The organism is Lacinutrix sp. Bg11-31 (assembly GCF_002831665.1).
Classification (GTDB): domain Bacteria; phylum Bacteroidota; class Bacteroidia; order Flavobacteriales; family Flavobacteriaceae; genus Lacinutrix.
In genome coordinates this window covers 2,617,918-2,644,013 of the sequence record NZ_CP025118.1, presented here as the reverse complement: position 1 = coordinate 2,644,013, position 26,096 = coordinate 2,617,918, and the positions used below count along the sequence as shown (strand labels likewise).

General features: G+C 32.6%; 30 protein-coding genes. 7 read left to right on the top strand and 23 right to left on the bottom strand.

Annotation, left to right across the window (positions count from 1 at the left end):
• Nucleotides 1-46: 46 nt before the first annotated feature.
• From CW733_RS11900 to CW733_RS11835, 14 genes are all read right to left on the bottom strand, one after another.
• A complete protein-coding gene (locus CW733_RS11900) occupies nucleotides 47-550 on the bottom strand; it encodes a DUF2480 family protein (RefSeq protein WP_100997383.1) in 504 nt (167 codons plus the stop codon).
• 118 nt (nucleotides 551-668) lie between these two features.
• Nucleotides 669-995 carry a DUF59 domain-containing protein gene (locus tag CW733_RS11895; RefSeq protein ID WP_055436366.1) on the bottom strand — a complete coding sequence of 109 codons (327 nt, stop codon included), beginning with the start codon at nucleotides 993-995 and terminating at the stop codon, nucleotides 669-671.
• A gap of 77 nt (nucleotides 996-1,072) precedes the next feature.
• Nucleotides 1,073-1,498: a SufE family protein gene (locus CW733_RS11890; RefSeq protein ID WP_100997382.1), complete on the bottom strand. Its 426-nt coding sequence runs from the start codon at nucleotides 1,496-1,498 to the stop codon at nucleotides 1,073-1,075.
• A gap of 40 nt (nucleotides 1,499-1,538) precedes the next feature.
• Nucleotides 1,539-2,354 carry an META domain-containing protein gene (locus CW733_RS11885; protein WP_100997381.1) on the bottom strand — a complete coding sequence of 272 codons (816 nt, stop codon included), beginning with the start codon at nucleotides 2,352-2,354 and terminating at the stop codon, nucleotides 1,539-1,541.
• 52 nt (nucleotides 2,355-2,406) lie between these two features.
• On the bottom strand, nucleotides 2,407-3,621 hold the full coding sequence (locus tag CW733_RS11880; protein ID WP_100997380.1) for an aminotransferase class V-fold PLP-dependent enzyme: 1,215 nt from the start codon (nucleotides 3,619-3,621) through the stop codon (nucleotides 2,407-2,409).
• 158 nt (nucleotides 3,622-3,779) lie between these two features.
• The gene (gene sufD, locus CW733_RS11875) at nucleotides 3,780-5,093 is read right to left on the bottom strand and encodes a Fe-S cluster assembly protein SufD (RefSeq protein ID WP_100997379.1); all 1,314 of its coding nucleotides are present in this window, start codon (nucleotides 5,091-5,093) and stop codon (nucleotides 3,780-3,782) included.
• Between the two features lie 150 nt (nucleotides 5,094-5,243).
• Nucleotides 5,244-5,996, bottom strand: a complete 753-nt coding sequence (gene sufC, locus CW733_RS11870) for a Fe-S cluster assembly ATPase SufC (RefSeq protein WP_100998818.1) — start codon at nucleotides 5,994-5,996, stop codon at nucleotides 5,244-5,246.
• Between the two features lie 4 nt (nucleotides 5,997-6,000).
• The gene (locus tag CW733_RS11865; protein ID WP_100997378.1) at nucleotides 6,001-6,414 is read right to left on the bottom strand and encodes a hypothetical protein; all 414 of its coding nucleotides are present in this window, start codon (nucleotides 6,412-6,414) and stop codon (nucleotides 6,001-6,003) included.
• A gap of 11 nt (nucleotides 6,415-6,425) precedes the next feature.
• Nucleotides 6,426-7,874 carry a Fe-S cluster assembly protein SufB gene (gene sufB, locus CW733_RS11860; protein WP_100997377.1) on the bottom strand — a complete coding sequence of 483 codons (1,449 nt, stop codon included), beginning with the start codon at nucleotides 7,872-7,874 and terminating at the stop codon, nucleotides 6,426-6,428.
• An 18-nt stretch (nucleotides 7,875-7,892) separates the two neighbouring features.
• Nucleotides 7,893-8,222, bottom strand: coding sequence for an iron-sulfur cluster assembly accessory protein (locus tag CW733_RS11855; RefSeq protein ID WP_055447106.1), 330 nt, complete (start codon nucleotides 8,220-8,222; stop codon nucleotides 7,893-7,895).
• A 130-nt stretch (nucleotides 8,223-8,352) separates the two neighbouring features.
• Nucleotides 8,353-9,420 carry a cytochrome-c peroxidase gene (locus CW733_RS11850; protein WP_100997376.1) on the bottom strand — a complete coding sequence of 356 codons (1,068 nt, stop codon included), beginning with the start codon at nucleotides 9,418-9,420 and terminating at the stop codon, nucleotides 8,353-8,355.
• Nucleotides 9,421-9,426: 6 nt separating this feature from the next.
• Nucleotides 9,427-10,206, bottom strand: a complete 780-nt coding sequence (locus tag CW733_RS11845) for an MbnP family protein (RefSeq protein WP_100997375.1) — start codon at nucleotides 10,204-10,206, stop codon at nucleotides 9,427-9,429.
• Nucleotides 10,207-10,218: 12 nt separating this feature from the next.
• On the bottom strand, nucleotides 10,219-11,550 hold the full coding sequence (locus tag CW733_RS11840; RefSeq protein ID WP_100997374.1) for a hypothetical protein: 1,332 nt from the start codon (nucleotides 11,548-11,550) through the stop codon (nucleotides 10,219-10,221).
• 11 nt (nucleotides 11,551-11,561) lie between these two features.
• Entirely contained in the window at nucleotides 11,562-13,256 is a 1,695-nt protein-coding gene (locus tag CW733_RS11835; RefSeq protein WP_100997373.1) for a choice-of-anchor B family protein, read from the bottom strand.
• 241 nt (nucleotides 13,257-13,497) lie between these two features.
• Between CW733_RS11835 and thiL the strand changes: the two genes are divergently transcribed.
• Nucleotides 13,498-14,544: a thiamine-phosphate kinase gene (gene thiL / locus CW733_RS11830; RefSeq protein ID WP_100997372.1), complete on the top strand. Its 1,047-nt coding sequence runs from the start codon at nucleotides 13,498-13,500 to the stop codon at nucleotides 14,542-14,544.
• Nucleotides 14,545-14,594: 50 nt separating this feature from the next.
• Here thiL and CW733_RS11825 read toward each other — a convergent pair whose 3' ends face one another.
• Together CW733_RS11825 and CW733_RS11820 are read right to left on the bottom strand one after the other, a co-directional pair.
• Nucleotides 14,595-14,831 (bottom strand): DUF1660 family phage protein, encoded by a 237-nt coding sequence (locus CW733_RS11825; RefSeq protein WP_100997371.1) that lies wholly within the window; start codon nucleotides 14,829-14,831, stop codon nucleotides 14,595-14,597.
• Nucleotides 14,832-14,915: 84 nt separating this feature from the next.
• Nucleotides 14,916-15,695: an alpha/beta fold hydrolase gene (locus CW733_RS11820; RefSeq protein WP_100997370.1), complete on the bottom strand. Its 780-nt coding sequence runs from the start codon at nucleotides 15,693-15,695 to the stop codon at nucleotides 14,916-14,918.
• 36 nt (nucleotides 15,696-15,731) lie between these two features.
• Here CW733_RS11820 and CW733_RS11815 point away from each other — a divergent pair, with 36 nt between their 5' ends.
• From CW733_RS11815 to CW733_RS11795, 5 genes are all read left to right on the top strand, one after another.
• On the top strand, nucleotides 15,732-17,021 hold the full coding sequence (locus tag CW733_RS11815) for a branched-chain amino acid transport system II carrier protein (protein ID WP_100997369.1): 1,290 nt from the start codon (nucleotides 15,732-15,734) through the stop codon (nucleotides 17,019-17,021).
• 4 nt (nucleotides 17,022-17,025) lie between these two features.
• A complete protein-coding gene (locus CW733_RS11810) occupies nucleotides 17,026-17,865 on the top strand; it encodes a helix-turn-helix domain-containing protein (RefSeq protein ID WP_100997368.1) in 840 nt (279 codons plus the stop codon).
• A 368-nt stretch (nucleotides 17,866-18,233) separates the two neighbouring features.
• On the top strand, nucleotides 18,234-18,563 hold the full coding sequence (gene trxA, locus CW733_RS11805; protein WP_100997367.1) for a thioredoxin: 330 nt from the start codon (nucleotides 18,234-18,236) through the stop codon (nucleotides 18,561-18,563).
• A gap of 337 nt (nucleotides 18,564-18,900) precedes the next feature.
• Entirely contained in the window at nucleotides 18,901-19,458 is a 558-nt protein-coding gene (locus CW733_RS11800; protein WP_100997366.1) for a carboxymuconolactone decarboxylase family protein, read from the top strand.
• A gap of 133 nt (nucleotides 19,459-19,591) precedes the next feature.
• Nucleotides 19,592-19,972, top strand: coding sequence for a cupredoxin domain-containing protein (locus CW733_RS11795; protein WP_100997365.1), 381 nt, complete (start codon nucleotides 19,592-19,594; stop codon nucleotides 19,970-19,972).
• 209 nt (nucleotides 19,973-20,181) lie between these two features.
• On the opposite strand, the gene CW733_RS11790 is transcribed toward CW733_RS11795, so the two are convergent.
• From CW733_RS11790 to CW733_RS11765, 6 genes are all read right to left on the bottom strand, one after another.
• Nucleotides 20,182-20,826, bottom strand: coding sequence for a DsbA family oxidoreductase (locus tag CW733_RS11790; RefSeq protein ID WP_100997364.1), 645 nt, complete (start codon nucleotides 20,824-20,826; stop codon nucleotides 20,182-20,184).
• An 8-nt stretch (nucleotides 20,827-20,834) separates the two neighbouring features.
• The gene (locus tag CW733_RS11785) at nucleotides 20,835-21,530 is read right to left on the bottom strand and encodes a haloacid dehalogenase type II (protein WP_100997363.1); all 696 of its coding nucleotides are present in this window, start codon (nucleotides 21,528-21,530) and stop codon (nucleotides 20,835-20,837) included.
• A 2-nt stretch (nucleotides 21,531-21,532) separates the two neighbouring features.
• Nucleotides 21,533-21,847, bottom strand: coding sequence for an EthD family reductase (locus tag CW733_RS11780; RefSeq protein WP_100997362.1), 315 nt, complete (start codon nucleotides 21,845-21,847; stop codon nucleotides 21,533-21,535).
• Nucleotides 21,848-21,938: 91 nt separating this feature from the next.
• Nucleotides 21,939-22,487, bottom strand: a complete 549-nt coding sequence (locus CW733_RS11775) for a carboxymuconolactone decarboxylase family protein (RefSeq protein WP_100997361.1) — start codon at nucleotides 22,485-22,487, stop codon at nucleotides 21,939-21,941.
• 65 nt (nucleotides 22,488-22,552) lie between these two features.
• On the bottom strand, nucleotides 22,553-23,116 hold the full coding sequence (locus CW733_RS11770) for a TetR/AcrR family transcriptional regulator (protein WP_100998816.1): 564 nt from the start codon (nucleotides 23,114-23,116) through the stop codon (nucleotides 22,553-22,555).
• A 122-nt stretch (nucleotides 23,117-23,238) separates the two neighbouring features.
• A complete protein-coding gene (locus tag CW733_RS11765; RefSeq protein WP_100997360.1) occupies nucleotides 23,239-23,889 on the bottom strand; it encodes a hypothetical protein in 651 nt (216 codons plus the stop codon).
• Nucleotides 23,890-23,992: 103 nt separating this feature from the next.
• Between CW733_RS11765 and CW733_RS11760 the strand changes: the two genes are divergently transcribed.
• The gene (locus CW733_RS11760) at nucleotides 23,993-25,321 is read left to right on the top strand and encodes an aspartate kinase (protein WP_100997359.1); all 1,329 of its coding nucleotides are present in this window, start codon (nucleotides 23,993-23,995) and stop codon (nucleotides 25,319-25,321) included.
• 176 nt (nucleotides 25,322-25,497) lie between these two features.
• On the opposite strand, the gene CW733_RS11755 is transcribed toward CW733_RS11760, so the two are convergent.
• Nucleotides 25,498-26,067, bottom strand: coding sequence for a hypothetical protein (locus CW733_RS11755; protein WP_100997358.1), 570 nt, complete (start codon nucleotides 26,065-26,067; stop codon nucleotides 25,498-25,500).
• Nucleotides 26,068-26,096 lie beyond the last annotated feature (29 nt).

Here is a 26,096-nt window from a genome sequence, read left to right as displayed (position 1 = left end):
ATGCAATAAATCAAGATAAACGACCAATTGCTGATTTTACCGATAATTAACGCTTAAAAAGCGGAACAGAAGAGCAAGCTTCTCCAAACATAATAGATTTCGCAATAGGCTTTAATCTACTGGTAATCATTATGTAAGCGCTAGAAGGTACTGGTTTTTTAGAGCAGCCTTTAATAATTATTGGCCTATCTTTAAATGGAGTAGTGTTTAAATTAGAAATAATTTCTTGATATAGTGATGCTTCTAAGGTTTCTAAGTTTCCTAAAACAACCTTTTTTACATAAGGCTCTAATTGGATACTTAAAAGCATATAAGCCCAATCTGGAACTATAGCATCTGTTGTACAAGTTAGCGCAACAAAAGCATCTTGGTATTGCGACCAATTATGTTCTTTAACTAACGTTCTAAACTCTTTTTCTCTTAGTACGAAACCTTCGTAAAGCCAATCTTTTATATCAAAAAGTATGCGTTCACCTTTAGGATAATAATCCTCAAGATCAAAAACAACAAGTTTACTGGTTGCTACGCGATTTATAATTTCGTCTTTCAAATTTTTTAAGTAATCAGTCTACAGTCTGCAGTAAACTCAGGACTAAGACTTTAAATTAATTATTATTTTATTATATAGATTTTAGTAAATAGAGTTGAGTAGGTACTGCCTACTCAATCTAAAGCATGCCAAGCTCTAATTTGGCTTCTTCACTCATTAATTCTTGTGTCCATGGTGGATCGAAAGTTATTTCAACTTCAGCATTATTGACATCTTTAAGAGACTTGACTTTTTCTTCTACTTCTAGAGGAAGTGTTTCTGCTACTGGACAGTTAGGTGTTGTTAAAGTCATTAATATTTTTACGTCGTAATCTTCATTTACAAAAACATCGTAAATTAATCCTAGTTCGTATATATCAACTGGAATTTCTGGATCGTATATAGTTTTTATAACGGCTACTATTTTCTCTCCTAATTCTGTAGTATCTATTGTTGTATCGCTCATTTTTTTTCTTTTTATGCGTTAAGTTTTGTTGTTGTTTAGTCGTTAGTTCACACCTAGCTCTACAACAGACTACTAAACTATTTTACTTGCGTTTGGTACGCAATGGCATATAATTTAATTTGTTTTATCATGCTTACCAAGCCATTTGCTCGTGTTGGAGACAAATGTTCTTTTAAACCAATAGCATCAATAAAATCGGTATTGGCTTCTATAATATCTTTTGGGTGCTGGTTTGAAAATGTTCTAATTAAAATAGCAATAATTCCTTTTGTTATAATAGCATCGCTATCTGCAGTGAAATCAATTTTATTATCAATCATTTCTGCATGAACCCAAACTTTACTCTGGCAACCCTTAATAATGTTATCGTCGGTTTTAAATTGGTTGTCAATTAAGGGTAAATCCTTACCTAAGTCTATCATGTATTGATAGCGTTCCTCCCAATCTTCAAACATTGAAAATTCGTCTATGATTTCTTCTTGTATCTCTTGAATGCTTTGCATTTATAATATAATTTTTACTATTACAAATTTACGTAAATCTTTAATTCTTTTCTTTAGTTACTTCTGCAATCTTTATAACTAAATTAACCAAAGATTCAATGTCTTTATTTGGGTTTCCAGCATCAAAAGCAGGAGTTGTATACGTTTCGCCTTCTTTTGTTATTATCAAGTTAGCTATAGCAGCACCATCGTATTGGTGAGCCTTACTTGGAGCTTCTAAAGTCGCTAATGTTTTTAAATTAGTGTCTGAAACCATCTTTAATAGCATGTCCCAATCGGTATCATTACATGATAGAACAATAGGTTTACCATCATATTTGTTTTTAACACTAACCGTTTTGTTTTCTAAAATAATGTTTTTAAAATTTCCTCTTGCATGAGCTCTGTATTCTATTTTAATAGTGTCTTGAGTTAATTTTGATTCAGTACTTTTTGTAGCACTAAGTAATTCCTTTTTTGCATTAAGTAGGACTAATTTTTTATCCTTTATTTCAAAATTTGTGACTTCACCTAAAGCAGCCATTATTTTACTTTCAACCATATTTCCATTTTCGTCTGCACACATTTTTCTAGTTGAAGCTAAACCATTAAATTTAATAGTATTTCCATTAGCAGTATAGGTACCAAAAAAGCTATTACAACCGGAAAAACCTGAAACCTTACTATTGGCTTCATCGAAACTAATTGTTAAATCTTCAGTTAAATTTTTCATGTCCATTCCTAATACTGTAAATGTTCCATTTAAAGATTCTTGTGCGTTTTTCATATTATCGTCAGATAGTTTTGTTGCTACTTTATTAGAAGCGCCACATGCGTTTAATATAATTGCGAAAAGTAGTATTGTAGTTGTTTTCATTTTGTAAAAGTTGTTTGTTTATAGTATAATATTACAAAAAAGAAGCCAAACTTTAAGAAAGCATCATTTTTGCTTTTTTAACACCTTCTACTAAGGTATCAATTTCTTCTTTAGTATTATAAAAAGCAAAGGAAGCGCGAACAGTTCCAGGAATGTTATAAAAAGCCATTATTGGTTGTGCGCAATGATGGCCAGTTCTTACAGCAATTCCCATCTTGTCTAGTAAAGTACCAACATCGTAAGGGTGTATGCCTTCTAAATTAAAACTAATTACAGATGTTTTATTTTTTGAAGTTCCGTAAATTTTTAAACCTTCAATTTCTAATAACCTTTTTGTTCCGTAGGCTAACAATTCATTTTCATATTTTGAAATGTTATCGAAACCAATAGCATTCATATAATCTAAGGCTGCACCAAAAGCAATACCTCCACAAATGTTAGGTGTGCCTGCTTCAAATTTATGTGGTAAACCTGCGTAAGTTGTTTTTTCGAAACTAACTTGATCTATCATTTCTCCACCACCTTGATAAGGAGGTAGCTTAGTAAGCCATTCTTCTTTTCCATATAACATTCCAACACCTGTTGGACCACATATTTTATGTGCAGAAGCTACGTAGAAATCGACATCTAATTCTTGAACGTTTGGTTTAATATGCGGACAAGCTTGTGCGCCATCAATCAATACAGCAGCACCAAATTTATGTGCTTGTTCTATAATTTTTTCTATAGGATTTACAGTTCCTAGTGCATTTGAAATATGATTTACAAAAACCAATTTTGTTTTGTCTGAAAGTAATTTTGTATAACTATCCATTTCCAATTCACCTTTTAGATTCATTGGAATAACCTTTAAAATAGCACCAGTTTTCTCACATAACATTTGCCAAGGCACAATATTACTATGATGCTCTAGAGCTGAAACAATAATTTCGTCTCCTTTATTTAATAGAGAAGCAAAACCATGAGCAACAAGATTAATACTTTCTGTTGTTCCAGAAGTTAATATTATCTCGTAAGCGTGTTTAGCATTAAAATGAGTTTTAATTGTGTGTCTTGCAGCTTCGTATTTGTCTGTTGCTTCTTGACTTAATGTATGTACTCCTCTATGAATATTTGCATTGTAGTTACTATAATAATCTACAATAACATCTATTACTTGTTGCGGTGTTTGTGAGGTTGCTGCATTGTCAAAATACACCAAAGGTTTGCCATTTACTTCACGGTTAAGTATTGGGAAGTCTTTACGAATTTGGTTTATGTCTAGCATTAGATTGAATTTAGAATCATTTGTAAATTGTAATACTTACTTAAGGTATTACGTAAAGATAATCTATAGAGCGAAATAAATTTCTGGATAGATTACGAAAAAGAGCCTTTTCTGAATACAAAAAAGGCTCTTTTTTTTATTTAGAAAAAGGGTTTAGTTTATAAATCGAACCCAATATTAACACCTAGTTTGTTAGCAATTATATTAGTAATACGTTGTTTTAATTCTGGAATTTTAACAGAACTTAAAACGTTATTACTAAAGGCATACATTAACAATGCTCTAGCTTCTTTTTCAGGAATACCACGTTGTTTCATGTAAAACAATGCGCTTTCATCTAGTTGTCCAATTGTACAACCATGAGAACATTTTACATCGTCTGCAAAAATTTCAAGCTGAGGTTTTGTATTTATAGAGGCTTTATTGCTTAGTAAAATATTATTGTTAGATTGGAAAGCGTTTGTTTTCTGCGCTAATTTATCTACAACAACTTTACCATTAAAAACACCTGTTGAACTGTCTGCAAAAATACCTTTGTAATCTTGATGACTTTCGCAATTTGGTTCTATATGGTGTACTAATGTGTTGTGGTCTACGTGTTGTTTATCTCCAATAATGGTGATGCCTTTCATTGTAGAATCCATATACTCACCATTTTGGTAAAAGTTTAGATTGTTACGCGTCAACTTTCCTCCAAAAGAAAAAGTATGCACTAAACAATGACTTTGATCTTTCTGATTAACATAAGTACTGTCTATTAAAGATGCGTTTTTGTTATCATTTTGCACTTTATAGTAATCTACAATAGCACGTTTATTCGCAAAAATCTCAGTAACACTATTAGTTAAAACAGGATTATCTGTTAAACTTTGATGACGTTCCATAATCTGAACATGAGAATTCTCATCAACAACAATTAAATTTCTAGGTTGAAGCATTAAAGCAGCCTCATTACCTGTAGAAAAATGTATAATTTGAATTGGTTTTTGTACCAATTTGTTTTTTGGAATGTGAATGTAAGCACCTTCGTTTGAAAACGCTGTATTTAAAGATGTTAAACTATCTTTAGGTGCTATTTTATTGAAATAATTTTCAATAACCAACCTGTATTTTGGCTTGTTTAAAGCCGAAGACATTAAACAAACATCTATACCATCGTGAGTTGTTTGCGATAAGTTAGATGCGAACTTACCATCTATAAATACAATTTTATAAGTGTCGATATCGTGAATAAAATATTTTTTGATATCATTATATTCTATAGCATTCTCTTGTTTTGGAAATACGCTATAATCGTGTTTTAATACACTGTTTAACGACGTATATTTCCAAGCTTCTTCCTTTTTTGAAGGGAAACCATCGTTTTCGAAGGTCTTAATAGCTTCACTACGAATATCATGAATAGGCGAATCTATATCGATATTGTTTTCGAATGCTAAAAAGGATGATACTAATTTTTCTTTTAAACTCATTTTTTTAAGTCTTCAGTACTCAGTCTCCAGTCTTTAGTTCACTCAATCGCAAACAGTCCTACTAAATTTTGAATACTTTTTTAAACATTAAGAGTAATCGCACCAAAGCAAGCATACTGCCTACTGAAGACTGACCACTACCAACTAATTTTAAGCGTTAACCTCTTCTTTAATCCAGTCGTAGCCTTTTTCTTCAAGTTCGTGTGCTAATTCTGGGCCTCCAGATTTTACAATACGACCATTGTATAATACGTGAACAAAATCAGGCTTAATATAGTCTAGTAAACGTTGGTAATGTGTAATTAAAACGACAGCATTATCTTTAGATTTTAATTTGTTTACACCATTAGCAACAATACGTAAAGCATCGATATCTAAACCAGAATCTGTCTCATCTAAGATGGCTAATTTTGGTTCTAGCATTGCCATTTGAAAAATCTCGTTACGTTTCTTTTCTCCTCCAGAAAAACCTACGTTTAAAGAACGAGATAAGAATTTACGGTCTATTTCTAGCATTTCAGACTTCTCGCGAATCATTTTAAGCATGTCTTTTGCAGGCATGTCTCCAAGACCTTTAGATTTTCGTGTTGCGTTTATAGCTGTTTTTATGAAGTTTGTTACCGAAACTCCAGGAATCTCTACAGGATATTGAAACGACAAGAAAATACCTTTGTGAGCACGTTCTTCGGGAGCTAATTCTTCTAAATCTTCTCCATTTAAAAAAATTTGTCCTTTATCTACTTCATATTCTTCTTTCCCAGCAATAACTGAAGCTAAAGTACTCTTTCCAGAACCATTTGGTCCCATGATTGCATGTACTTCTCCTGCCTTAACTTCAAGGTTAATACCTCTTAAAATCGATTTATCCTCAACACTTGCGTGTAAATCTTTTATTTGTAACATAGTTTTATTTTCCAATTTTAATCACCTCACTTTTTACAGAAGGTTCTTTTACGCTAATAATTTCTTTAATATCAATATTAAAAGGCCAACCTTCTTCGCCTTCTTCTTTAGGTATAATCTTACCGCGAACTTGCACAAGAACACCATCTGTTGGTTCTGTTCTAAATGGTTCTCCCATATCGTGTAATTCGTGCATTTTTTCGTTTAAAACAACACCATATATAGAGCTGTTCCCAACTTGTAAAACGGCTGCATCTGCATAATATGAAAACTCACCACTAAGTAGTGTTAATCCGTCGTTTTGCTTTGCAGTTTTTTCTACAGCATCTGCACCAATTGTAGGTGTTTCTGGTTTTGCATCATTTTTACAACTTGTAAAAGCCGCAAATGTTAGTAATAAAATTAGTACTCTTTTCATAATTAATATTTTTATCCGACTGAGCCTTCAAGGCTAATTTCTAATAGTTTTTGTGCTTCTACTGCAAATTCCATTGGTAACTTATTTAGTACATCTTTACTAAAACCATTAACAATTAGAGCAATTGCTTTTTCTGTATCAATACCACGTTGATTACAATAAAAAATTTGATCCTCACCAATTTTACTTGTAGTCGCCTCGTGCTCAATCATGGCACTTTTATTCTTTACTTCTATGTATGGAAACGTATGTGCTCCACATTCGTTACCCATTAATAAACTATCGCATTGCGAGAAGTTACGCGCATTGTCTGCACGTGCACTTACTTGCACTAATCCACGATAAGAGTTTTGCGATTTTCCAGCCGAAATACCTTTAGAAATAATAGTCGATTTGGTGTTTTTTCCCAAGTGAATCATTTTTGTTCCAGTATCTGCCTGTTGGTAATTGTTTGTTACTGCAATAGAATAAAATTCGCCTACCGAGTTATCACCTTTTAAAATACAACTTGGATATTTCCATGTAACTGCAGAGCCAGTTTCAACTTGTGTCCATGAGATTTTAGCGTTTTTCTCGCATAAACCACGTTTAGTTACAAAGTTATAAACACCACCTACTCCTTCAGCATTTCCTGGATACCAGTTTTGTACCGTTGAGTATTTTATTTCTGCATTGTCAAGAGCAATAAGCTCTACAACTGCTGCGTGTAATTGGTTTTCATCTCTACTTGGTGCCGTACAACCTTCTAGGTAAGAGACATAACTACCTTCGTCTGCGACAAGTAATGTGCGTTCAAACTGTCCTGTTCCACCTTGATTAATTCTAAAATATGTAGACAATTCCATTGGACACTTTACACCTTTTGGGATGTAACAAAACGAACCATCACTAAATACTGCAGAATTTAAAGCTGCATAAAAGTTGTCTGTTGTTGGCACTATAGTACCAATGTATTTTCTAACTAGTTCTGGATGCTCTTGTATTGCTTCAGAAATTGGCATAAAAATAATACCTTTTTCTGCTAATGTTTTTTTGAATGTAGTAGCTACAGAAACAGAATCAACAACAATATCCATTGCTACGTTGTTCATTTTCTTTTGCTCATCTACAGAGATTCCTAGCTTTTTGTACATCGCTAATAAATCTGGATCTACATCGTCTAATGTTTTATTAGGATCTACAGCAACAGGAGCAGAGTAATAAGCAATGGCTTGAAAATCTGGCTTTGTATAATTTACATTTGCCCAATCTGGCTCTTCCATTGCTTTCCATACCTTAAAGGCTTCCAGTCTCCATTGCGTCATCCATTCTGGTTCATCCTTTTTCTTAGAAATGGCGCGAACAATATCTTCATTTAAACCAATAGGAAATGTTTCAGATTCTATATCTGTAAAAAAACCGTATTCGTATTCTTTGGTTTTAAGTTCTTCTCTTAAATCGTCTTCAGTATATTTCGACATAACTCGTTCTTTCAATTTTTATAATGAGAAACTTTCTCCGCAACCGCATGTACGGTTTGCATTTGGGTTATTAAATACGAAACCTGTTCCGTTTAATCCTCCAGAAAATTCTAAAGTTGTACCAATTAGGTATAAAAAACTTTTTTTGTCGACTATAATTTTTACACCATTATCTTCAAAAACTTTATCGTCATCCTCTTTGGCTTTGTCAAACTTTAAATCGTAAGACAAACCAGAGCATCCACCACTTTTAACACCAACGCGAACGTAATCTTCTGTTGGATTATATCCATCGTCTGTCATTAATTCAACGACTTTCTTTTTAGCTGTATCAGAAACTTTTATCATATTCTTATATAGAATTTATCTAAATAGTAGGCAAAGATACAATATTGGTCTGTTTTTTCCATGCTACCTAACATTATATTAGCATATGGTTTAATAGGAAATTGTTATAGATTGTTTTCTTCGGAAGTACTTACTCTTGAAAGTCAGGATTTGTAAGAAATGAAGGGTCAGATAATGTTAGTAGAAAAGCTTTTAAATCTGCTTTATCTTCTTCAGTAAGATTTACGCCTCCAAATTCTACTTTTTTCATTAATGTATCTATTGTCGACGAATATTGTAAGCCTGTGCTGTAAAATTCTATTACCTCTTCTATTGTGTTAAACCTGCCGTCGTGCATGTATGGAGCAGTATAAGCTAGATTTCTTAATGATGGACTTTTAAATTTTCCATTGTCGTTTGTGTCTCCAGTTACACCTCCTAAACCAAGGTCTGTAAAGTTAGAGTCTAAGCCATTATTATGAAATATATTATCAGTCCATAATGGATTATTTGGGTTGCCATGACAATGAAAACAATCTCCTTTAGTTTCGTCCATAAATACATTTAAGCCATTTTGTTCTTGAGGAGTCAATGTTGCAGTGCCTAAAGAAAATTTATCGAATTTTGAATTTGCAGAAATTAATGTGCGTTCAAATTGAGCGAGAGCCTTTGTTGTTAATTCTTTTGTGATGGTTGATGTTTTAAAAGCTAAACGAAACAATTCTGGATAGTCGTTATCAGATTGTAATTTATCTACGACATCGTTCCAATCGCTATGCATTTCTATTGGGTTTTGCACTGGTTCTAAAGCTTGACGCTCTATACTTAATTCTTTACCATCCCAAGTAAAACGTTCACCATAATTCCAAGCCAAGTTAAATAATGGCATAGAATTTCTAGTGCCAAAAAAACCATCTATTCCATCACTTGTTGGTGTGTTATCTGTAAAAGCATGTTGTGGTGAATGGCATGAAACACAAGCCATTGTTTGATCGCCTGAGAGTTTTTTATCGAAAAATAGTTTTTTGCCTAAAGCAACACCTTCCACTGTTTGCGGATTATTACTTGGTATTACAGGTGCAATTATATTGTCTGAAAATAGCTGAGGAATATTTAATGCTAAAGGTGTAGGTTCATAGGTTTCTGTTTCTGGAGCGTCATTCTTTGAGCAAGCCAAAACAGAAACAATAAGTAATAGGTATACGAACCAGTTTTTCATTATATATTATTGTGTAATAGCTTCTAAACTAAAAACAGAAGCTCCATTTTCATACATCATTATTTGAGCTGTAGAATTTGGCATAAGCATTTGATTAAATTGATTTAAATCCCAAAGGTTAGGACTTTTAAACCATTCTGCTATATTCATTTTTACTTTAAAAGTAGCATCGTTTGTTATAATAGTGGCACCTAAATCAACATTAAAAAAGGTGTCTTGAGGAAATGTAGGGTTTATTCCAGGATTATCTACTGCTCTAATGGCATGGTAGTTAAAACCTTGTTCTAAATCGCTTGAATTTATAAATTTTCCATCAAATTGCATGTAGTGATAACCACCACCAAGCATTGCTGGTACATTAAAAGATTCAGAATTAAGATCTAAATAGTTTTCTGCATTGTCTTCATTATCTAGTCCAAAAGTAAAAGATACATTTGTGTATTCTCCTGTAGGAATTTTTGTTTCTGGAGTAAAAGTTAAATTAGTATTATTGGTTACATCAACTAAATTGTAAACGTCTAAAACAATATCTTCTTCACCTTCACGAGAAAAAGTAATATCAGAAATCACATAACGCAATTTTTCAACACTTAGCATTTCACCATTTTCGTTAGTGTACTGTATAGTGTTAAAATCTGCATTAGTTATTTCAGTTTCATTCCAACTATGCGTAAAATTAAAAGTTGTTTCAGCTTCAGTTTTTAAAACCAAGTTATCATCTTGGTCTTCACCACAAGATGTAAATGCTAAAGTTGTGCATAATATTAAGGCAAAAATTCTTTTCATTTTTATCTGTTTTTAGTCGATAGTAATTACCAGTAAATCTGAGAATCCTTTATTTTCAATTATATCTTCGTCATCACTATAAGTATCTCCAACAACGACTACTTTTTTATTGTTCAATTGGGTAATTCCATAAGCGAAATCTATGTTTGTTCCTCCAACAGATGTTTCCCATTCAATGGTTCCATTACTGTCTATTTTTAAAGCCCAAGCATCGTTTTGACCGTTATTTTTTGAAACATCAACATCGTCACTTCTAGAGCTTCCTGCGAGTAAAAATCCGCCATCTTGAGTTGCTGTAATGTCTCTTGCAACATCAAAATTTGTACCTCCTAAGGTTTTTTCCCAAAGCAATTCACCTAAAGGAGAAATTTTTATAAGCCACAAATCTGCTGCTCCTATATTATTAGAGATGTCTACATTGTTACTTCTCGTGTCTCCAGCAATAAGATAATTTCCATCTCCAGATTTTACAATCGACCAAGCTTCATCTATTTCGTCGCCTCCATAAGATCTCTCCCAATCGACTATTCCTGTAGCCGAAATTTTAACTACCCAAAAATCGTAAGACCCAATATTGTTAGTAATGTCTGTATCCATACTGTCTGAACCGCCAACAATTATATAGCCATTGTCCTCTGTCTGTACAATACCTTCTGGAGTATCTGTTAATAATCCACCATAATATTTACTCCATTCTGTTGTGCCTGAAGCATCCAATTTTATAGCCCAGTAATCTCCACCAGCATGTTTGTTACTAAAACGGTTAGTATTACCTTGGCCATTAGAGCCTGTAACATCTAAAACACCAGTTACTAAATATCCAGAGTCGTTGGTTTGAATAACAGAAATACCATAATCTGCGCCTTGATAACCAAAAGATTTTTGCCAAGAAATATTTCCAGAAGCGTCTAGCTTTGCCAGCCAATAATCGTTTTGACCTTGATTTCCAGAAACGTCTTCATTATTACTAAAACTTGAGCCTAAAAGAGCATAGCCACCATCTGTTGTTTGAATAATGTCTTGTCCTTTATCATCTTCGGTTCCACCGTAGGTTTTATTCCACTGTATTTCGTTTTCTTCATTGAATTTTAATACCCAGAAATCGAAATCTTCGCTTTGTTTGTCTGTAATATCTCCATCCATACTTTGGGTAAAACCGAGTACAGCGTAACCACCATCATTAGTGCTTACAATTTCTTGTGCACTGTCGTTTTTAGAGCCTCCAAAAGTTCTTACAGAAGACACTAAATCTTTAGTGTTTACAATACCATCATCGTCGTTTTTACAACTGATTACAGTTATTAAAACGAATAGATTAACAAGTAGAGCTGTTTTATAATTCATTTAAGAAATAATTAATTACTTTTTCTAACAATAAAAAGCCCGCCTTCAATATCACTAATAATTATATTTCCACTAGCAAAATATGGGTAAACACTCCATACACCATTAAAGTTAGCACTGTTGCTCGATGGATACGTATCGAAAAAGGCAGTTTCTGTCATTGCATTAGTTGGTGCCGAAATGTTTGAAATATCTAATATTCTCATTCCAGCTCTATAATTAGCTAGGTAATATTCATTTCCTTTAACATATCCATTATGATCGATAGCTGCTGTAGGTCCTAAATATGTAGAAGATAGAGAAGGGTTATCTAAATCTGTAAAATCAAATATTAAAGTTTTTGTGTTGAAACCAAAGTTTTGTTCGTCTACCTCATCACCTAAAATAAAATAAGCATGATCGTCTGTAAACCAGCCCTGGTGAGCATACGCTGTTTGTGGATATGTGAAATCGCTAATTGGTATTACATTATTTTTATCTGTAACATCAAGTATTACAACCTTATCTGTGTTACCATTACTACCTACATATATTTGTTTACCAGTGTAATCTGTGTCTGGACCATTGTAAGTTACAACTTGCGCATCATGAGAATAACCACCAGCAGTGTAGTCTCCTAAAAGTGTTGGGTTTGTTGGGTTAGAAATATCCACAAAAATTGGTCCTCCACCATTTGTAGAGTTACAACCAACTAAATAGGCAACGCCTTCGTTTTCGTTTATTACAATGTTATGGCAACTTCCTACTCCAGAATAAACAGCATCTGCAGTAAACGTTTCTGGTGCATTTGTAACGTTTCTTAATCTTGTTAGATCGAAAACTTGCATACCATGTGCTCCTACATTATCGGCTACAATAAAAGCATGGTTACTATAAACTTTTACATCTCTCCAAGCGTTCGATCCAGCATTAGAGTTTAATCTTCCTAAAAATATTGGATTTGTAGGATTTGTAACATCTATAAAAGCTGTAGCGTTTGATAGTGCAATAATAGCATACTCACTATTGTTTGTTGGGTCAGTCCATCCCCAAATATCACTTCCTTCACTACTTGCACTACCTCCTAAAGTTTGTAAATCAATTACAGCTAATAAATCTATTCCATTACAAGGGTAATCTCCAGCCATTCCATTTTCGCATGGAAAAAGAGGGTTGAAGTCACAAACATCACCAATACCGTCTCCATCTGTATCTGCTTGGTCAGGATTTGGTGTTAAAGGACAATTATCTATAGCATCTTCAATACCATCGTTATCATCATCCGTATCACAAGCATCACCACTACCATCGTTATCTGTATCTAATTGCTCTGTATTTGCAATAGTAACACAGTTATCAAAATCATCTGGAATACCATCGTCATCCTCATCGTTTTCACAAACATCACCAATTCCATCGTTGTCTGAATCTAATTGATCTGGATTAGCAAAAAATGGACAGTTGTCAAGAGTATCAATAATGCCATCGTCATCACCATCTGGATCACAAACATCACCAACACCATTTCCGTCTAAATCTGCTTGGTCAGGATTTGCTGTTTCTAAACAATTATCACTTGAATCAGGAATGCCATCACCATCTGTATCTGCTACAGGAGCGTCGCTTGTAGTTTCATTAGAACAATTATTAAAAGCGAAGACTATTGCAAGGCAAATTAATAGAAGTGATATGCTGTTTTTTATGTTTTTCATTTTTAGTAATTTCATTTATAACTATTTTCTTGTTGCTATTAGGACTCTTTTGATAAAAAACCTAAAGCGAAATTAATAAAAAAAACGATAAAACGTTGATTTGTAGCGTTAAAATGCTAGCACCTAGGTTTCATTATTATTTATTTTTTTATAAACGCACCATGAGTCTAAGTATTGCATAAAATGAGTTTTTATTAAAGAAACAATTAAAAGTTATTTTGCCCTACTTTTTAATTCATCTTCTTATTTTTGCAATATGATAGAAGATAAAAATCAAGCACGTACACCATTAAGTGAATTAGGAGAATTTGGACTTATAGACCATCTTACTAAGCAGTTTGAAGTTAAGCAGAAATCTACCATTACAAGTATTGGAGACGATGCTGCAGTTTTAGATTTTAAAAACAAGCAAATTGTAGTAACTACAGATATGTTAGTTGAAGGTGTGCATTTTGATTTAAGTTATGCACCACTAAAACATTTAGGTTATAAAGCTGTGGTTGTAAATTTATCTGACGTTTATGCTATGAATGCTGAAGCGACCCAGATTACAGTATCAATAGCTGTTTCTAACCGTTTTCCTTTGGAAGCATTAGAAGAGCTTTATGAAGGGATTACCTTAGCATCAAAAATATATAATGTTGATGTTGTTGGAGGAGATACAACATCTTCTACCGCAGGATTAATAATTTCTATAACAGCAATTGGTGAAGTAAATACAGAAGACATTGTCCTTAGAAAAGGAGCAAAGCCAAACGACTTACTTGTTGTAACAGGTGATTTAGGTGGTGCTTATATGGGACTTCAAATTTTAGAACGTGAAAAAGAAGTGTTTAAAGTAAACCCAAATAATCAACCAGATTTGGATGCATACACTTATGTAATGGAGCGACAATTAAAACCAGAAGCGAGAGGTGATATTATTAAATTACTGAAAGATTTAGGCGTAAAACCAACTTCAATGATTGATGTTAGTGACGGTTTATCTTCAGAAATTTTACACATTTGTAAAGCTAGTGATGTAGGTTGCGATTTATATGAAGAGAAATTACCTTTAGATCCACAGGTTATTTCAACTTGCGAAGAGTTTAATATGGATAGTACAACTGTAGTATTAAATGGAGGTGAAGATTACGAGTTGTTAATGACAATATCACAAGAAGATTTTCCGAAAATAAAAGCCAATCCTAATTTAACAGTTATTGGATATATTACAGACAAAAGTGTTGGTGCAAATTTAGTTACTAGAGGAGAAACAAAGATACCATTGCAAGCGCAAGGTTGGAAAAACTTCGATAGTTAAGGTTTTTTAAATTGAGCAATACTTTAAGGAAGCTTAATAATTGTATCCTATTAAGATGTCATTTTATAAGCAACATGTAATTCTTCTTTGCGAAGTTTTGCCTGTTTTTTAGTATGTATTTTAGATAAAATAGAGTTTATTTCTATGTATTTTGGAGTAAGCTCTACTAGTTCTCCATTACTACTAGTGGTTAGTTGTTTATTGCATTTACAGCATTTATATTCTTTTACGTGATACGTTATTTTTTTAGAAACTTCGTATTTATGGCCAAATAGCTTACAAAACATAGATGTGATTAGTTTAAATTTTATTCTTAATGTTGGTTGTTAGGAGGTTAAAGATAAACAAAAAACATAACGCTCGACAAAACGTTACATTTTTTCGATGAAATGCATTATTTTTTGTTTTACCTCTTCTTTATTTTCAATATGGCTCATGTGGCCTTCAGAAAAAACGTGCGTTTCAATATTATGCCTATTAGTAAACAATAGCATGTCTTCAGTATTTAAAATAGTATCTTTCTTTCCTAATAAAACTGCTTTTTTAAAGGTAGCTTCAGTAAAGAAAACTGAAGAATCCTCTCGTAAACGCATGCCTTCATTTGCAGCCATGTAACCTTGAACAGGTGTTTGTAAAGCAATTTCTAATGCGTTATTGTAAGCTTCAATATATTTCAGTTTACTTTCAGCACTAAAAAGATTAGCAAAACTCATTCTAACCATATTTTCATAATTGGTTTGTACTATTTTATTAGCACGAGCTCTTAATTGTTTACGCTCCTTATCATCTGCTTCGTAAGTAGAATTTAATAAGCATAAACCTTTAATGTTTTCAGGATATAACTTTGCAAAAGCCAAAGCCACATAACCACCCATGGAGTGCCCAATAAAAATATATTTTCTAAGTTTTAAATGTTTTAAAACAACAGAAACAGCTTCTGCCATATCCTCCATTTTATGCACATAACCCAAACAACCTGTTTTTCCATGTCCTAACAAGTCTATAGCAATAACTCTGTTCTTTTTAATAAGTTCTGGTGTTATATTATCCCACATAGAATTGTCTTCTAGAAAGCCATGTAACAATACTATTACTTGTCCTTTACCAGAATCTGAATAAAAAAGAGGAACACCTTTATAATCTAAAATCATTTTTTAAAGTATATTGGTCAAAGATAATTTTATGCAATGAATAATAATAAAACAATATTAATAATTGGCTTCGCAATTTTTGCAAGCTATTTTGGAGCAGGAAATTTAATATTGCCACCACAATTAGGTTTTAATTCTGGACCAGATTGGTGGCTTGTAACACTCGGTTTTATTGCTTCAGCTATAGTAATACCGCTTTTAGCTTTATTTGGTCATGCAAGATTACAAGGTACAATGTTAGACTTTGGTAAAAAAGTATCACCATTGTTTAGTTTAATATATTGCTTAAGTGTATACATTATTGCTATAACGCTACCAATACCAAGAACAGCAGCAGTAACACATGAAATGGCAATTCAGCCTTTTTTCGATACATCGTCCTTATTAACAAGTTCTATTTATTTTGGTATTGCTTTTATCTTTATTATGAAAAGAGATCGCATACTAAGTATTTTAGGAAAATTCCTTACGCCTTTAATTGTTTTAATTCTTTTGGCTATAATAGGAATCGGACTTTTTTCTTCTCCAGAAAGTATGAATCCTTCAGTTTTAGAATCTCCAGCTTTAATAGCAGGATTGCTTGAAGGCTACCAAACTTACGATGCACTTGGAGGTGTAGTAATAGGAGGAGTAGTAATAATATCACTTAATTTAGAAGGAGGCGTTTCCTTTGAAGATAAAAAAGCAATCATTGCTAAATCAGGATTAGTAGCAGCCATTGGGTTATTTATAATATATACAGGAATGATAGCTGTTGGCGCATTACATAATACAGAGTTTGATGCTTCAATTTCTAGACCAGAACTATTAACAGGCTTAAGTATTAAAACTTTAGGAAACATTGGTAATGTGTTTTTAAGTGTATTAATCGCTTTAGCTTGTTTTACAACAGCAACTTCAGTAATTGTTGGTACGGCAGATTTTTTTAAAGGCCTTTTTAAAAATTCGCAAACAGTGTATACTGTAACAGCAGTTATTTCGTGTTTACTAGGTGTGTTTGTTGGGCAGTTTGATGTGGGTTATATTATAGTTGTAGCTGTACCAGCGTTAATGTTTATTTATCCAATTACTATTGTATTGATACTTTTAAATGTAATGCCCGAAAAATATGCATCGTCTGCAGTTTTTAAAGGTGTTGCATTGGTAACCGTTTTATTTAGTATTCCAGATTTCTTAGGGTTTTTATTGCCAGAAGGCAATTTAACAGGTGTTAAATCCTTTATTCCGTTGGCAAATCAAAATTTAGGATGGTTAATACCAGCAATAATTATGTTTATAGTGTTAAATATCAAAAATTTTACGACTAATAAAACTATTAGCGCGTAAACCAATGGCAATACAAGACATAACAGTACATACCTATAAAGATCTCTTTTCGTTAAGCGTCGTGCAATTCGAAAAAGCCTGCGTAGTCAATAAACCAGAGCAAGTAGATGTCTACAGTATTTATTGGATTAAAGAAGGAGTAGGGACCTATAACATAGATTTTAAAAGCTACTCTTTTAAAGAGAATGTATTGTTCTTTCTATCACCTGGTCAAGTATTCTCTGTAGATTCCGAAAAAATAAAAGAAGCCTATAAAATCACCTTTGTTAAAGACTTCTATTGCATACAAACACACGATAAAGAAGTTGCCTGTAACGGTGTGCTCTTTAATAATGTCTACGAAACACCTTTTGTAAAACCATGCGAAAACGATACTAAAAAACTTAGTTTTATATTAGAAAGCCTTATCGAGGAATTCAAAAACACCGAAACCGCCCAGTACGATATGTTGCAAACCTATTTAAAGCAATTTATTATCCATTCGGTACGCATACAAAAAGAACATCATCCTATAAAAACCGACATAGAAACTAAACTCTTTAAAGACTTTAGCACACTAGTAGAGCAAAACTATAAAACGCTGCACTCTGTAACAGACTATGCAAATAGGTTAGCAGTATCACCAAAATCGTTGACCAAAAACTTTCAAAAAGTAGGCGCAGAAACACCAAGTGATTTTATTAAAAACCGAATTGTCCTAGAAGCAAAGCGCCAACTTATCTATACAGACGAAGCCGTAAAACAAATTGCTTACGACCTTGGTTTTAATGACTCGGCATACTTCAGTCGTTTTTTCACCAAAGCAACCACAAAGTCTCCATTACAATTTAGAAAAGACTATTAGCGTCATTACGAATCTTGCTTTTATGCAAGATGTGGTAATCTCATCCTGATTTTTAAAATTTTAATGGCGTGCCCAAAACTCGCAAAAAGCCAAGTTTTGGTCAGGCTGTACGTTATATCTTTTTTTTCAAGCTGAATCTATTTTAGCAACTTTCCAATGCAGTACAATTACCTTTCTATTAATGGTATTTCTTTAAAAAAAGGATGCCACTTCCATCCTTCACGCTATAATTACCAGTTCTAAACCCAATAAAACCCAATAAAAATAGGCAAGTCCAAGTATAAGGAACCTTTGTCTATTTATTACTAGGCACTTACAGAGCATCTTTGCACTATAATTAAAACAACAACACTAAAATTATAGAACATATGGAGATTCAACTAAATCAAGCAGACTTTAAAAGCACAGTACTAAATAATAAAAAAGTAGTATTAGATTTTTATGCAGACTGGTGTGGACCGTGTCAAACATTATTACCAACCATTCACAAATTAGCCGAAGAATTAAACGACGATGTTATTATTAAAAAAGTAAACGTAGATCAAAATAAGGATTTAGCAGCATACTTTAATGTAAGAAGTATTCCAACACTTGTATTTTTTCAAGAAGGAAAAGTAGTAGATAAACACACAGGCTTAATAACAGAAAGAGAGCTTAGATTAAAAATAGACGAGTTAGAAGTGGCTGTAGCCCAATAAAAACGGGCTGTCCATGCATAAGGAACTTTTGTCCATTTTTAAAGGCAAGTTCTCGTCGCATCTTTGCAGTGTAATTAATTAGTAACCTAGTAAACACAACCAATTATGAAAACAACAGAAAACAAACAATGTCCAAATTGTTGGGGATATCAAACATATAACGAGCAAAAGCCAGAACAACAATTATGCGAATGCCCAAAAGAAAATAAATAATAATAACAAAATGTCACTTCGAGTAATTTTTGAAGCATGAAAAAATTGTATCGAGAAGTTTTCGATACTTCGTTTAAAAAGCCTCAACTCGAACAGACACTATTTAATATAAAATATAAAAATTATGAGCACAAGAATTAAAACATTAAATCCAGAAACAACAACAGGAAAAGCTAAAGATTTATTTAACGCAGTACAAAAGAAGTTAGGTTTTATACCAAACCTTATTAAAGTATTTGGTAATTCTCCAGCAACATTACAAACGTATTTAAGTTTAGGAGAATTAACAGCAAGCGGAGAATTTACAAACAAATACCGTGAACAATTAGCATTAGCAATTGCAGAAACAAACTCATGTAACTACTGTTTATCTGCACACACAGCTATTGGTAAAATGAATGGCTTAACAGAAGAACAAACAGAACAAAGTCGTAAAGGTTTTGCAAACGACAACAAAGCACAAGCAGGATTACAATTTGCACAGGCTGTAACATTAAATCGCGGACAAGTATCTACAGAAGCAATTAGCGAAGTAAAAGCTGCCGGTTTTAACGATGGCGAAATATTAGAAATTGTACTTAATGTTGTGTCTAACACATTAACAAACTATGTAAACCATATTGCAGAAACAGAAGTGGATTTTCCGTCTGTAGAAGCAGGAAAGTTTACAGTAGCACAATAATAACGTGTCATTTCGAGTGGTTTTTGAAGCATGAAAAAAGCGTATCGAGAAACTCTTGATATTTTGCGAAATCTCAACTCAAACAAACAAAATAGAATTAAACAATAACAAATAAATTAAAACAAATCACATTATGAAAAATTTAGTATTAGCAGTATTTTCAGTAGCCTTCACATTTGTATCTGGAGCACAAGACAAAATGAGTAAAGCAGTAAAAACAATCTCATTAGAGCAAACTGCTGGAGAGTTTACACAAAAAGCATTAACAGTATCTGAAGGTGTTTACGTGTTTAATTTAACAAACACAAATGCAGCACCAGAGGTAGGTTTAGTATTAATTGAAGCTGGTAAAGATGGAGCAGATGCTAAAAACCACATTGCAGATGCTTATGTATCTCAAATGGTAAAGCATGGTAAAACAGAATCTTCAAAAGAAGTAACACTTACAAAAGGAACATACACATATTTCTGTCCTTTTAACAAAACACCAGAATATACTTTAGTAGTAGAATAGTTTCACTAATAGAATTTTAAGAGGAAAAAGCGAGCTTTTACAGGCTCGCTTTTTTTATTTCGTTTATTGTTTCGTTGATAAAAAATCGTTTCAATGTTTTTTATCATACGATAAACGAAGTTAGCGGTTTTTTTGACAAAGTCAAGGCGAGTTTTTCACTAATTAAATTGCTTTTTATGGTATAAAAATCTACATATAAAACAATAACTTTATTCAGTAATTAATTCTGAAAGTACTTGCTTAAAAGTATCTACAGGTTGCGCACCAGTTACTGCACTTTTTCTATTAAAAACAATAGTTGGTACAGAGTTTACACCTAAACTTTTCCAATAGTTTTGTTTACTTCTTACTTCTTTTTGTGCTTCTTCGTTATCTAACTTAGCTAAACCTTCTTCAGCATTTAAACCAACAGTTTCCAAAGCTTCTTTTAAAATGCCTCTTTTAGAAACATCTTTACGGTCACTAAAAAATGCTTTTGTTAAAGTCATTTTTAAATCGGTTTGCTTGTCGAATGCTTTAGCATAGTCTAATAAAATATGAGCCTCAAAAGTATTTACCATACGCATGTCATCAAAATAATCGAAGGTAAAACCAAGCTCTTCTCCAGCTTCGGTCATGTGTTGTTTAGATTCCTTTTGCTGCTCTGGAGTAGATCCATATTTTTTTGTAATATGCTCGTCTACATTCTGTCCTTCGGCAGGCATGTTTGGATTTAATTCAAACGGTTGCCATTCTATTTCTACTTGATCTTGAACACCAAGTTCTTGTATTGCTTTTTCTAAACGCTTATATCCAATGGTGCACCATGGACAAACAACATCTGAAACGATATCTATTTTTAATTTTTCTTTCATTTTACAATTTATTTATAGGTAACAAGAATATCTGCTACTTTTTTTAAGTCTGATTCTTCAATTTCTGTTTTTGGCGCTAATGGAAATATTTGTTGTCCAGGTCTGCTTACAAAAGCAGCTCTCCAGCCAGCCCAAAGTGCACCAGCAACATCCCAACCGTGTGCTGCAATTAGCATACACTCTTCCAGTTTAACACCCATTTTGTTTGCTCCCCAAACATAAGTGTTGGTAAATGGTTTAAATTTCCCGGAGTCTTCAACACTAAGTCTTTCGTCAAAATAATCGGTTAATCCTGCATTTTCAAATTGCTTTTTTAAACCTTCGTTAGACGAGTTTGTAAAAGCAACTAATGTGTATCCTGCTTTTTTAAGCTCAGTTAAAGCCGTTTTTACTTCAGGATGTGCAGGTAAGTTTTGCATAGCTTCTATTATAACTTTACGTGCCTCTTCTTCGGAAATTGTAATGTTATTATTTGCTGCTACCATTTGTAATGCTGCCGCTCCAATATGTCCAAAAGGTTTATAATGTCCGCTAGCTGATGTAACTAAAGAGTAATGCAGCATTGTAGTAAACCATAAAGACAATAACTCTTCCTTGCCACCTAAAGCTTTACCAACATGCTTTTTCATTTTGGTAAGATCTAAAAGTGTTTCGTTTACATCGAAGAATAAAACTTTGGGTTTATTTATGGTTATACTTTTCATATTTAAAATGTTATTAATTCGCTAATTTGTAGTTCTCCTTTTACATTAGTATAATTCTTTAAATCTTCAGCAAATAATGCAACGTGTGGAGCAAATGAAGCTTTAAAAGTGTCTAAGTCATCAAATTTTAAGTGTGCAATTGCAACATAAGGTGCAGGTTCTCCAGGAACTCTACTGCCTAATCCTAAATCTAATTCTAGTCCTTTTAATGCTTCTCCAATAGCATTAGTAACCATTGGTAAATGTTTGTTTTTGTAATAATCTACATCGAATTTTACATCTTTACCGCTTGGGTACATTACAGATGCTTTTATCATAATTATATATTTTACGTTTTAAAAAAAAGCCTCCCATACAAAGTACAGAAGGCTCACAACAATTAATATGTAGTTTTCACAAAACTACAATTTATTTTTCCCAAGCAAAAGCTTGAAAAGGTGCATCTACAGGTGTATTTGCAATATGATTTGTGTAGTTACTAATTACTTTTTGAGATACAGCTAAAATAATTTCTAGTACTTGTTGCTCACCGTAACCAGCGCTATAAAAAGCAGTTAAATCTTCTTGAGAAACGTGTCCACGATTACGAACAACAGTTAAAGTAAATGTACGTAAAGCTTCTAATTTAGAATCTTCAAGAGGTGTTTCGTTACGTAATGCTTCAGTAATAGCATCATCAACTTTCATCATTTTTGCAATTCCTGTATGTGCAGGTACGCAGTAATGACAAGCATGTTCTACGTTTATTGTTTGCCATACTACAGTTAGTTCTTCTGCATTAAATGAAGACTCTGTAAATAATTTATGTAATACTTGGTAAGCTTCTAATGTTTTTGGAGCTCCAGCTAATACACCGTGTAAACCAGGTATCATTCCAAATGCTTTTTGAGAATTCTCTAAAAGTGGTTTACTATCTGTTGGTGCTGTTTCGATGTTGTGAACTTTTAATGTTGTCATAATTTTTTTTAATTTAATATTTATTTTATCTAAACGTTCGTTTAGTTATTTTGTAAAAAAAAGGTCTAAATGTTTACAAAAGTCATTTCAATATAATCTTCAATTTCTTTTGGACTGTTTACTCTAGCTGCGGCAGCTAAACCATGCTTCGCTAATAATAAATAATTTGCTTGTTTTATTACTGTTGCTTCATCTCTAGTGTCATCCTTTTGTAATTTTTCTATAAATAATAGTTTAAGATTATCCATAAAAGAATTCATGTGTTCCCTTATTAACTCATCCTCATTGTCTGAAAACTCATTATAAGTATTTGTTAAAAAACAGCCTTTCTCACTATTTTTTTTGAAATTAGAACTTATAGAATCGTAAAAGAATTGTTTAATATCTTCCACACCATTATCGGCATTTTTAAACTTTTCTAAAATAAGATTTACTTTCTTTTTATAGCTTTTTAAGCTTTCAAGAAATAAACCATGTTTGTTGCCAAAACTAGAATATATAGAGAACTTGTTAATGCCCATTTCTTTTTCAAGCATTTGCATAGATGTAGTTTCATAACCATTGCGCCAAAAAAGGTGCATTGCTTTTTCTACTACTTCATGTTCGTTATATTCTTTTTTTCTTGCCATCTTTTTTTCTGTAAAAACAGAAGTCATTTCTAATTACAGGACAAAACTAACCAATCGTTTAGATATAAAAAATCTTTTAACATTTATTTATATTTAAATCCTAAACTTTAAAAGATCAAATTTTAATTATTTAATTTTTTTATAGCCGAAAAGGCCTTGTCCACATTATTATCTTCCACTAAAACAGTAAACTCATTTGTAGTAGAAATAACTTCGTATAAAGAAATGCCTTCCCAAGCAAAACGTTTAAATATTTGGTAATACAAGCCCGATATTTTAGAGTTGTTTTCTGGCAATCGAATACTTATAGCAGATAGGTTTTCATGTAAACCAATCATTTCTTCACTTTTAAAATGGTCTTGAGTTTTTTGTTTTTCGGAATCCGAAATCACCATATTACTTTCATAAATACCACGAGAAAAACCATAAAAAGCATTACTATCTATGGTTTCTAGAAGTTTAGTATGACTATTAATAAGTGTTTTAGAGTTTTTAAAAGTAAAATCAACCAAGTTAGAACGTACAGTTATGTCTCCTAAGTTTTTTAAAACGGACTTTAACTGATTAGAATGCCTTAAATCTTTTGGTGGATTGTAACGACGTAAAGCCATCATTATCGCTCCAGTCTTAACTGGTTTTCTTAACATAGCACCAATAGGCGCTTGTAGTTCTTCGGCTAAAGCCGAGAAATTAATAATGCTTCGCGATAAAGCTTCTTCAAGAAAAGGCTGTGTAACTAATATCTCTTCTACGCAGGTTGCTATTGTTTTCATTTTGTTAAATATTTAACAATTTGTGTAAAAATAGAACAATTTTTTCATTTTTATGGCTGTTACAAGCTTCCGAATTAGCTTAGCACCATAAAATTGAAAAGAAATGTTAGTATTAAAATTTGGAGGTACATCTGTTGGGACAATAGAAAACATGATTAATGTTAAAAACATTATCAACGATGGACAAAAAAAAGTAGTTGTATTATCTGCAATGTCAGGCACTACAAATGCATTGGTTAAAATTTCGGAATACATAAAAAATGGAAATGTAGACGAAGCTTTAATTGTTATCGACGCACTTAGAAACAATTATAATACCACCATAAAAAGCTTTATTACAAATCAAGAATTGTACAAAACCGTTTTTGTTTATGTAAACGATGTTTTTAATACTTTAGAAGCATTGGTAAATAAGCGATTCGATACTTTAATGTATAACCAAATTGTGGCTCAAGGCGAATTATTGTCTACTTATATTTTTAGTCATTATTTACAGCAAGAAGGCATAAATGCAGCATTATTAACTGCTTTAGATTTTATGCGAATTGATAAAACTAACGAACCTGATAACTTTTACATTCAGCAGAATCTAAACAGAATCATGGCCGAAACGCCAAATGCAGATATCTACATTACCCAAGGTTTTATTAGTCGTGATGCCGAAGGTAGTATTGCTAATTTACAACGTGGCGGAAGCGATTATACCGCAACTATAATTGGTGCTATTTTAAAAGCTGAAGAAGTACAAATTTGGACAGATATTGATGGTTTCCATAATAACGATCCTCGTTTTGTAGACAATACTAAAGCCATTTCTAACCTCTCTTTCGATGAGTCTGCAGAGCTGGCTTATTTTGGAGCTAAAATATTGCATCCACAAACAGTTATGCCTGTTAGAGATCTAGATATTCCTGTGCGCTTAAAAAACACGATGTCTCCAGAGTCTTACGGTACTTTAATTACAAACCAAATACATGGTGAAGGTATTAAGGCAATAGCCGCAAAAGATGGTATTACAGCCATTAAAATTAAGTCTGCTAGAATGTTACTGGCTCATGGTTTTTTAAAGAAAGTCTTTGAGATTTTCGAGCGTTACGAAACGTCTATAGACATGATTACAACATCAGAAATTGCAGTGTCTTTAACTATTGACGATACTACACATTTAGACGCTATTGTAGAGGAGTTAAATAGATTTGCAGTAGTTGAGGTAGACGATTTTATGAGTATTGTATGTTTGGTTGGAAACGAAATAATATTTCATACAGACACGCCTAACTTATTCCAGATTTTACAAGATGTTAGCGTAAGAATGATCTCTTACGGAGGAAGTAATAATAATATTTCTCTATTAATAAATACTAGTGATAAAATTGAAACACTACAGAAACTACAACGTTACGTTTTTGAGAATAGTGGTGTTTTAGTTTAATAAGAAAAGCGAGCTTTTGGGCTCGCTTTTTATGTTTTATTTAATGTGTTTATTTATGACTAGTTGCACGTGTGCGGATCTAATTTAGTAAGTGAAAACTAAGCAGAGAAAATTCCGAAGGAATTTTATAAATAGGCAAGAACCTTGCAATTAAAGACGCACGATGTTGTAAAACGTTACTTTTTATTATTCAGCGGAAATGTAATACCAACTGCAAATGCTCCAACAAATTGTTTAACCAATGGTTGAAAATAATAAGAAAAAGCTAAATCAACATTGTTGTTTTTTCCTAATTCTAATCCTAATGAAAAAGGGATGTGATAAATAATCCCACCTTTATCGATGTTATCAATAACTGTAAATGTTTCAAATTTTCCAATTGAAGTTCCTATTCCAATTTCAAAGTATGGTGCAATCCACGGTATTGGCGCGCGAACTCTTGCTTTTCCACCAAGTAAAATGGCTTTGGATTCTGCTCTTTCGTTAGTTGGTTTGTTATTTATATCTTTTCCGCTTGAACTTGTCGAAATAAAACCTGCGTAAGGTCTTAATTCAAACCAAGAAGCTACTTTTAAAACTAATTCTCCTTGTAAAAATAAGCCATTATCAGCAATTTCATCAGCACTATTAAATGGTACGCTTACGCCGTATCCAATTTGAGCATTTATAGATTTTTCTTTTATAAACTGAGCTTCAGCTAAATTTGAAGTTAGAACTATTAGTAATAGTATTAGAATTTTTTTCATAATGTGCTACGGTAAAAATCGGTTCAATG

Excerpts from the sequence above, each read along its gene's own strand:
- CW733_RS11895 (WP_055436366.1), bottom strand. The coding sequence starts at position 995 with ATGAGCGATACAACAATAGATACTACAGAATTAGGAGAGAAAATAGTA.
- CW733_RS11890 (WP_100997382.1), bottom strand. The coding sequence starts at position 1,498 with ATGCAAAGCATTCAAGAGATACAAGAAGAAATCATAGACGAATTTTCA.
- CW733_RS11885 (WP_100997381.1), bottom strand. The coding sequence starts at position 2,354 with ATGAAAACAACTACAATACTACTTTTCGCAATTATATTAAACGCATGT.
- CW733_RS11880 (WP_100997380.1), bottom strand. The coding sequence starts at position 3,621 with ATGCTAGACATAAACCAAATTCGTAAAGACTTCCCAATACTTAACCGT.
- sufD (WP_100997379.1), bottom strand. The coding sequence starts at position 5,093 with ATGAGTTTAAAAGAAAAATTAGTATCATCCTTTTTAGCATTCGAAAAC.
- sufC (WP_100998818.1), bottom strand. The coding sequence starts at position 5,996 with ATGTTACAAATAAAAGATTTACACGCAAGTGTTGAGGATAAATCGATT.
- CW733_RS11865 (WP_100997378.1), bottom strand. The coding sequence starts at position 6,414 with ATGAAAAGAGTACTAATTTTATTACTAACATTTGCGGCTTTTACAAGT.
- sufB (WP_100997377.1), bottom strand. The coding sequence starts at position 7,874 with ATGTCGAAATATACTGAAGACGATTTAAGAGAAGAACTTAAAACCAAA.
- CW733_RS11855 (WP_055447106.1), bottom strand. The coding sequence starts at position 8,222 with ATGATAAAAGTTTCTGATACAGCTAAAAAGAAAGTCGTTGAATTAATG.
- CW733_RS11850 (WP_100997376.1), bottom strand. The coding sequence starts at position 9,420 with ATGAAAAACTGGTTCGTATACCTATTACTTATTGTTTCTGTTTTGGCT.
- CW733_RS11845 (WP_100997375.1), bottom strand. The coding sequence starts at position 10,206 with ATGAAAAGAATTTTTGCCTTAATATTATGCACAACTTTAGCATTTACA.
- CW733_RS11840 (WP_100997374.1), bottom strand. The coding sequence starts at position 11,550 with ATGAATTATAAAACAGCTCTACTTGTTAATCTATTCGTTTTAATAACT.
- CW733_RS11835 (WP_100997373.1), bottom strand. The coding sequence starts at position 13,256 with ATGAAATTACTAAAAATGAAAAACATAAAAAACAGCATATCACTTCTA.
- thiL (WP_100997372.1), top strand. The coding sequence starts at position 13,498 with ATGATAGAAGATAAAAATCAAGCACGTACACCATTAAGTGAATTAGGA.
- CW733_RS11825 (WP_100997371.1), bottom strand. The coding sequence starts at position 14,831 with ATGTTTTGTAAGCTATTTGGCCATAAATACGAAGTTTCTAAAAAAATA.
- CW733_RS11820 (WP_100997370.1), bottom strand. The coding sequence starts at position 15,695 with ATGATTTTAGATTATAAAGGTGTTCCTCTTTTTTATTCAGATTCTGGT.
- CW733_RS11815 (WP_100997369.1), top strand. The coding sequence starts at position 15,732 with ATGAATAATAATAAAACAATATTAATAATTGGCTTCGCAATTTTTGCA.
- CW733_RS11810 (WP_100997368.1), top strand. The coding sequence starts at position 17,026 with ATGGCAATACAAGACATAACAGTACATACCTATAAAGATCTCTTTTCG.
- trxA (WP_100997367.1), top strand. The coding sequence starts at position 18,234 with ATGGAGATTCAACTAAATCAAGCAGACTTTAAAAGCACAGTACTAAAT.
- CW733_RS11800 (WP_100997366.1), top strand. The coding sequence starts at position 18,901 with ATGAGCACAAGAATTAAAACATTAAATCCAGAAACAACAACAGGAAAA.
- CW733_RS11795 (WP_100997365.1), top strand. The coding sequence starts at position 19,592 with ATGAAAAATTTAGTATTAGCAGTATTTTCAGTAGCCTTCACATTTGTA.
- CW733_RS11790 (WP_100997364.1), bottom strand. The coding sequence starts at position 20,826 with ATGAAAGAAAAATTAAAAATAGATATCGTTTCAGATGTTGTTTGTCCA.
- CW733_RS11785 (WP_100997363.1), bottom strand. The coding sequence starts at position 21,530 with ATGAAAAGTATAACCATAAATAAACCCAAAGTTTTATTCTTCGATGTA.
- CW733_RS11780 (WP_100997362.1), bottom strand. The coding sequence starts at position 21,847 with ATGATAAAAGCATCTGTAATGTACCCAAGCGGTAAAGATGTAAAATTC.
- CW733_RS11775 (WP_100997361.1), bottom strand. The coding sequence starts at position 22,487 with ATGACAACATTAAAAGTTCACAACATCGAAACAGCACCAACAGATAGT.
- CW733_RS11770 (WP_100998816.1), bottom strand. The coding sequence starts at position 23,116 with ATGGCAAGAAAAAAAGAATATAACGAACATGAAGTAGTAGAAAAAGCA.
- CW733_RS11765 (WP_100997360.1), bottom strand. The coding sequence starts at position 23,889 with ATGAAAACAATAGCAACCTGCGTAGAAGAGATATTAGTTACACAGCCT.
- CW733_RS11760 (WP_100997359.1), top strand. The coding sequence starts at position 23,993 with ATGTTAGTATTAAAATTTGGAGGTACATCTGTTGGGACAATAGAAAAC.
- CW733_RS11755 (WP_100997358.1), bottom strand. The coding sequence starts at position 26,067 with ATGAAAAAAATTCTAATACTATTACTAATAGTTCTAACTTCAAATTTA.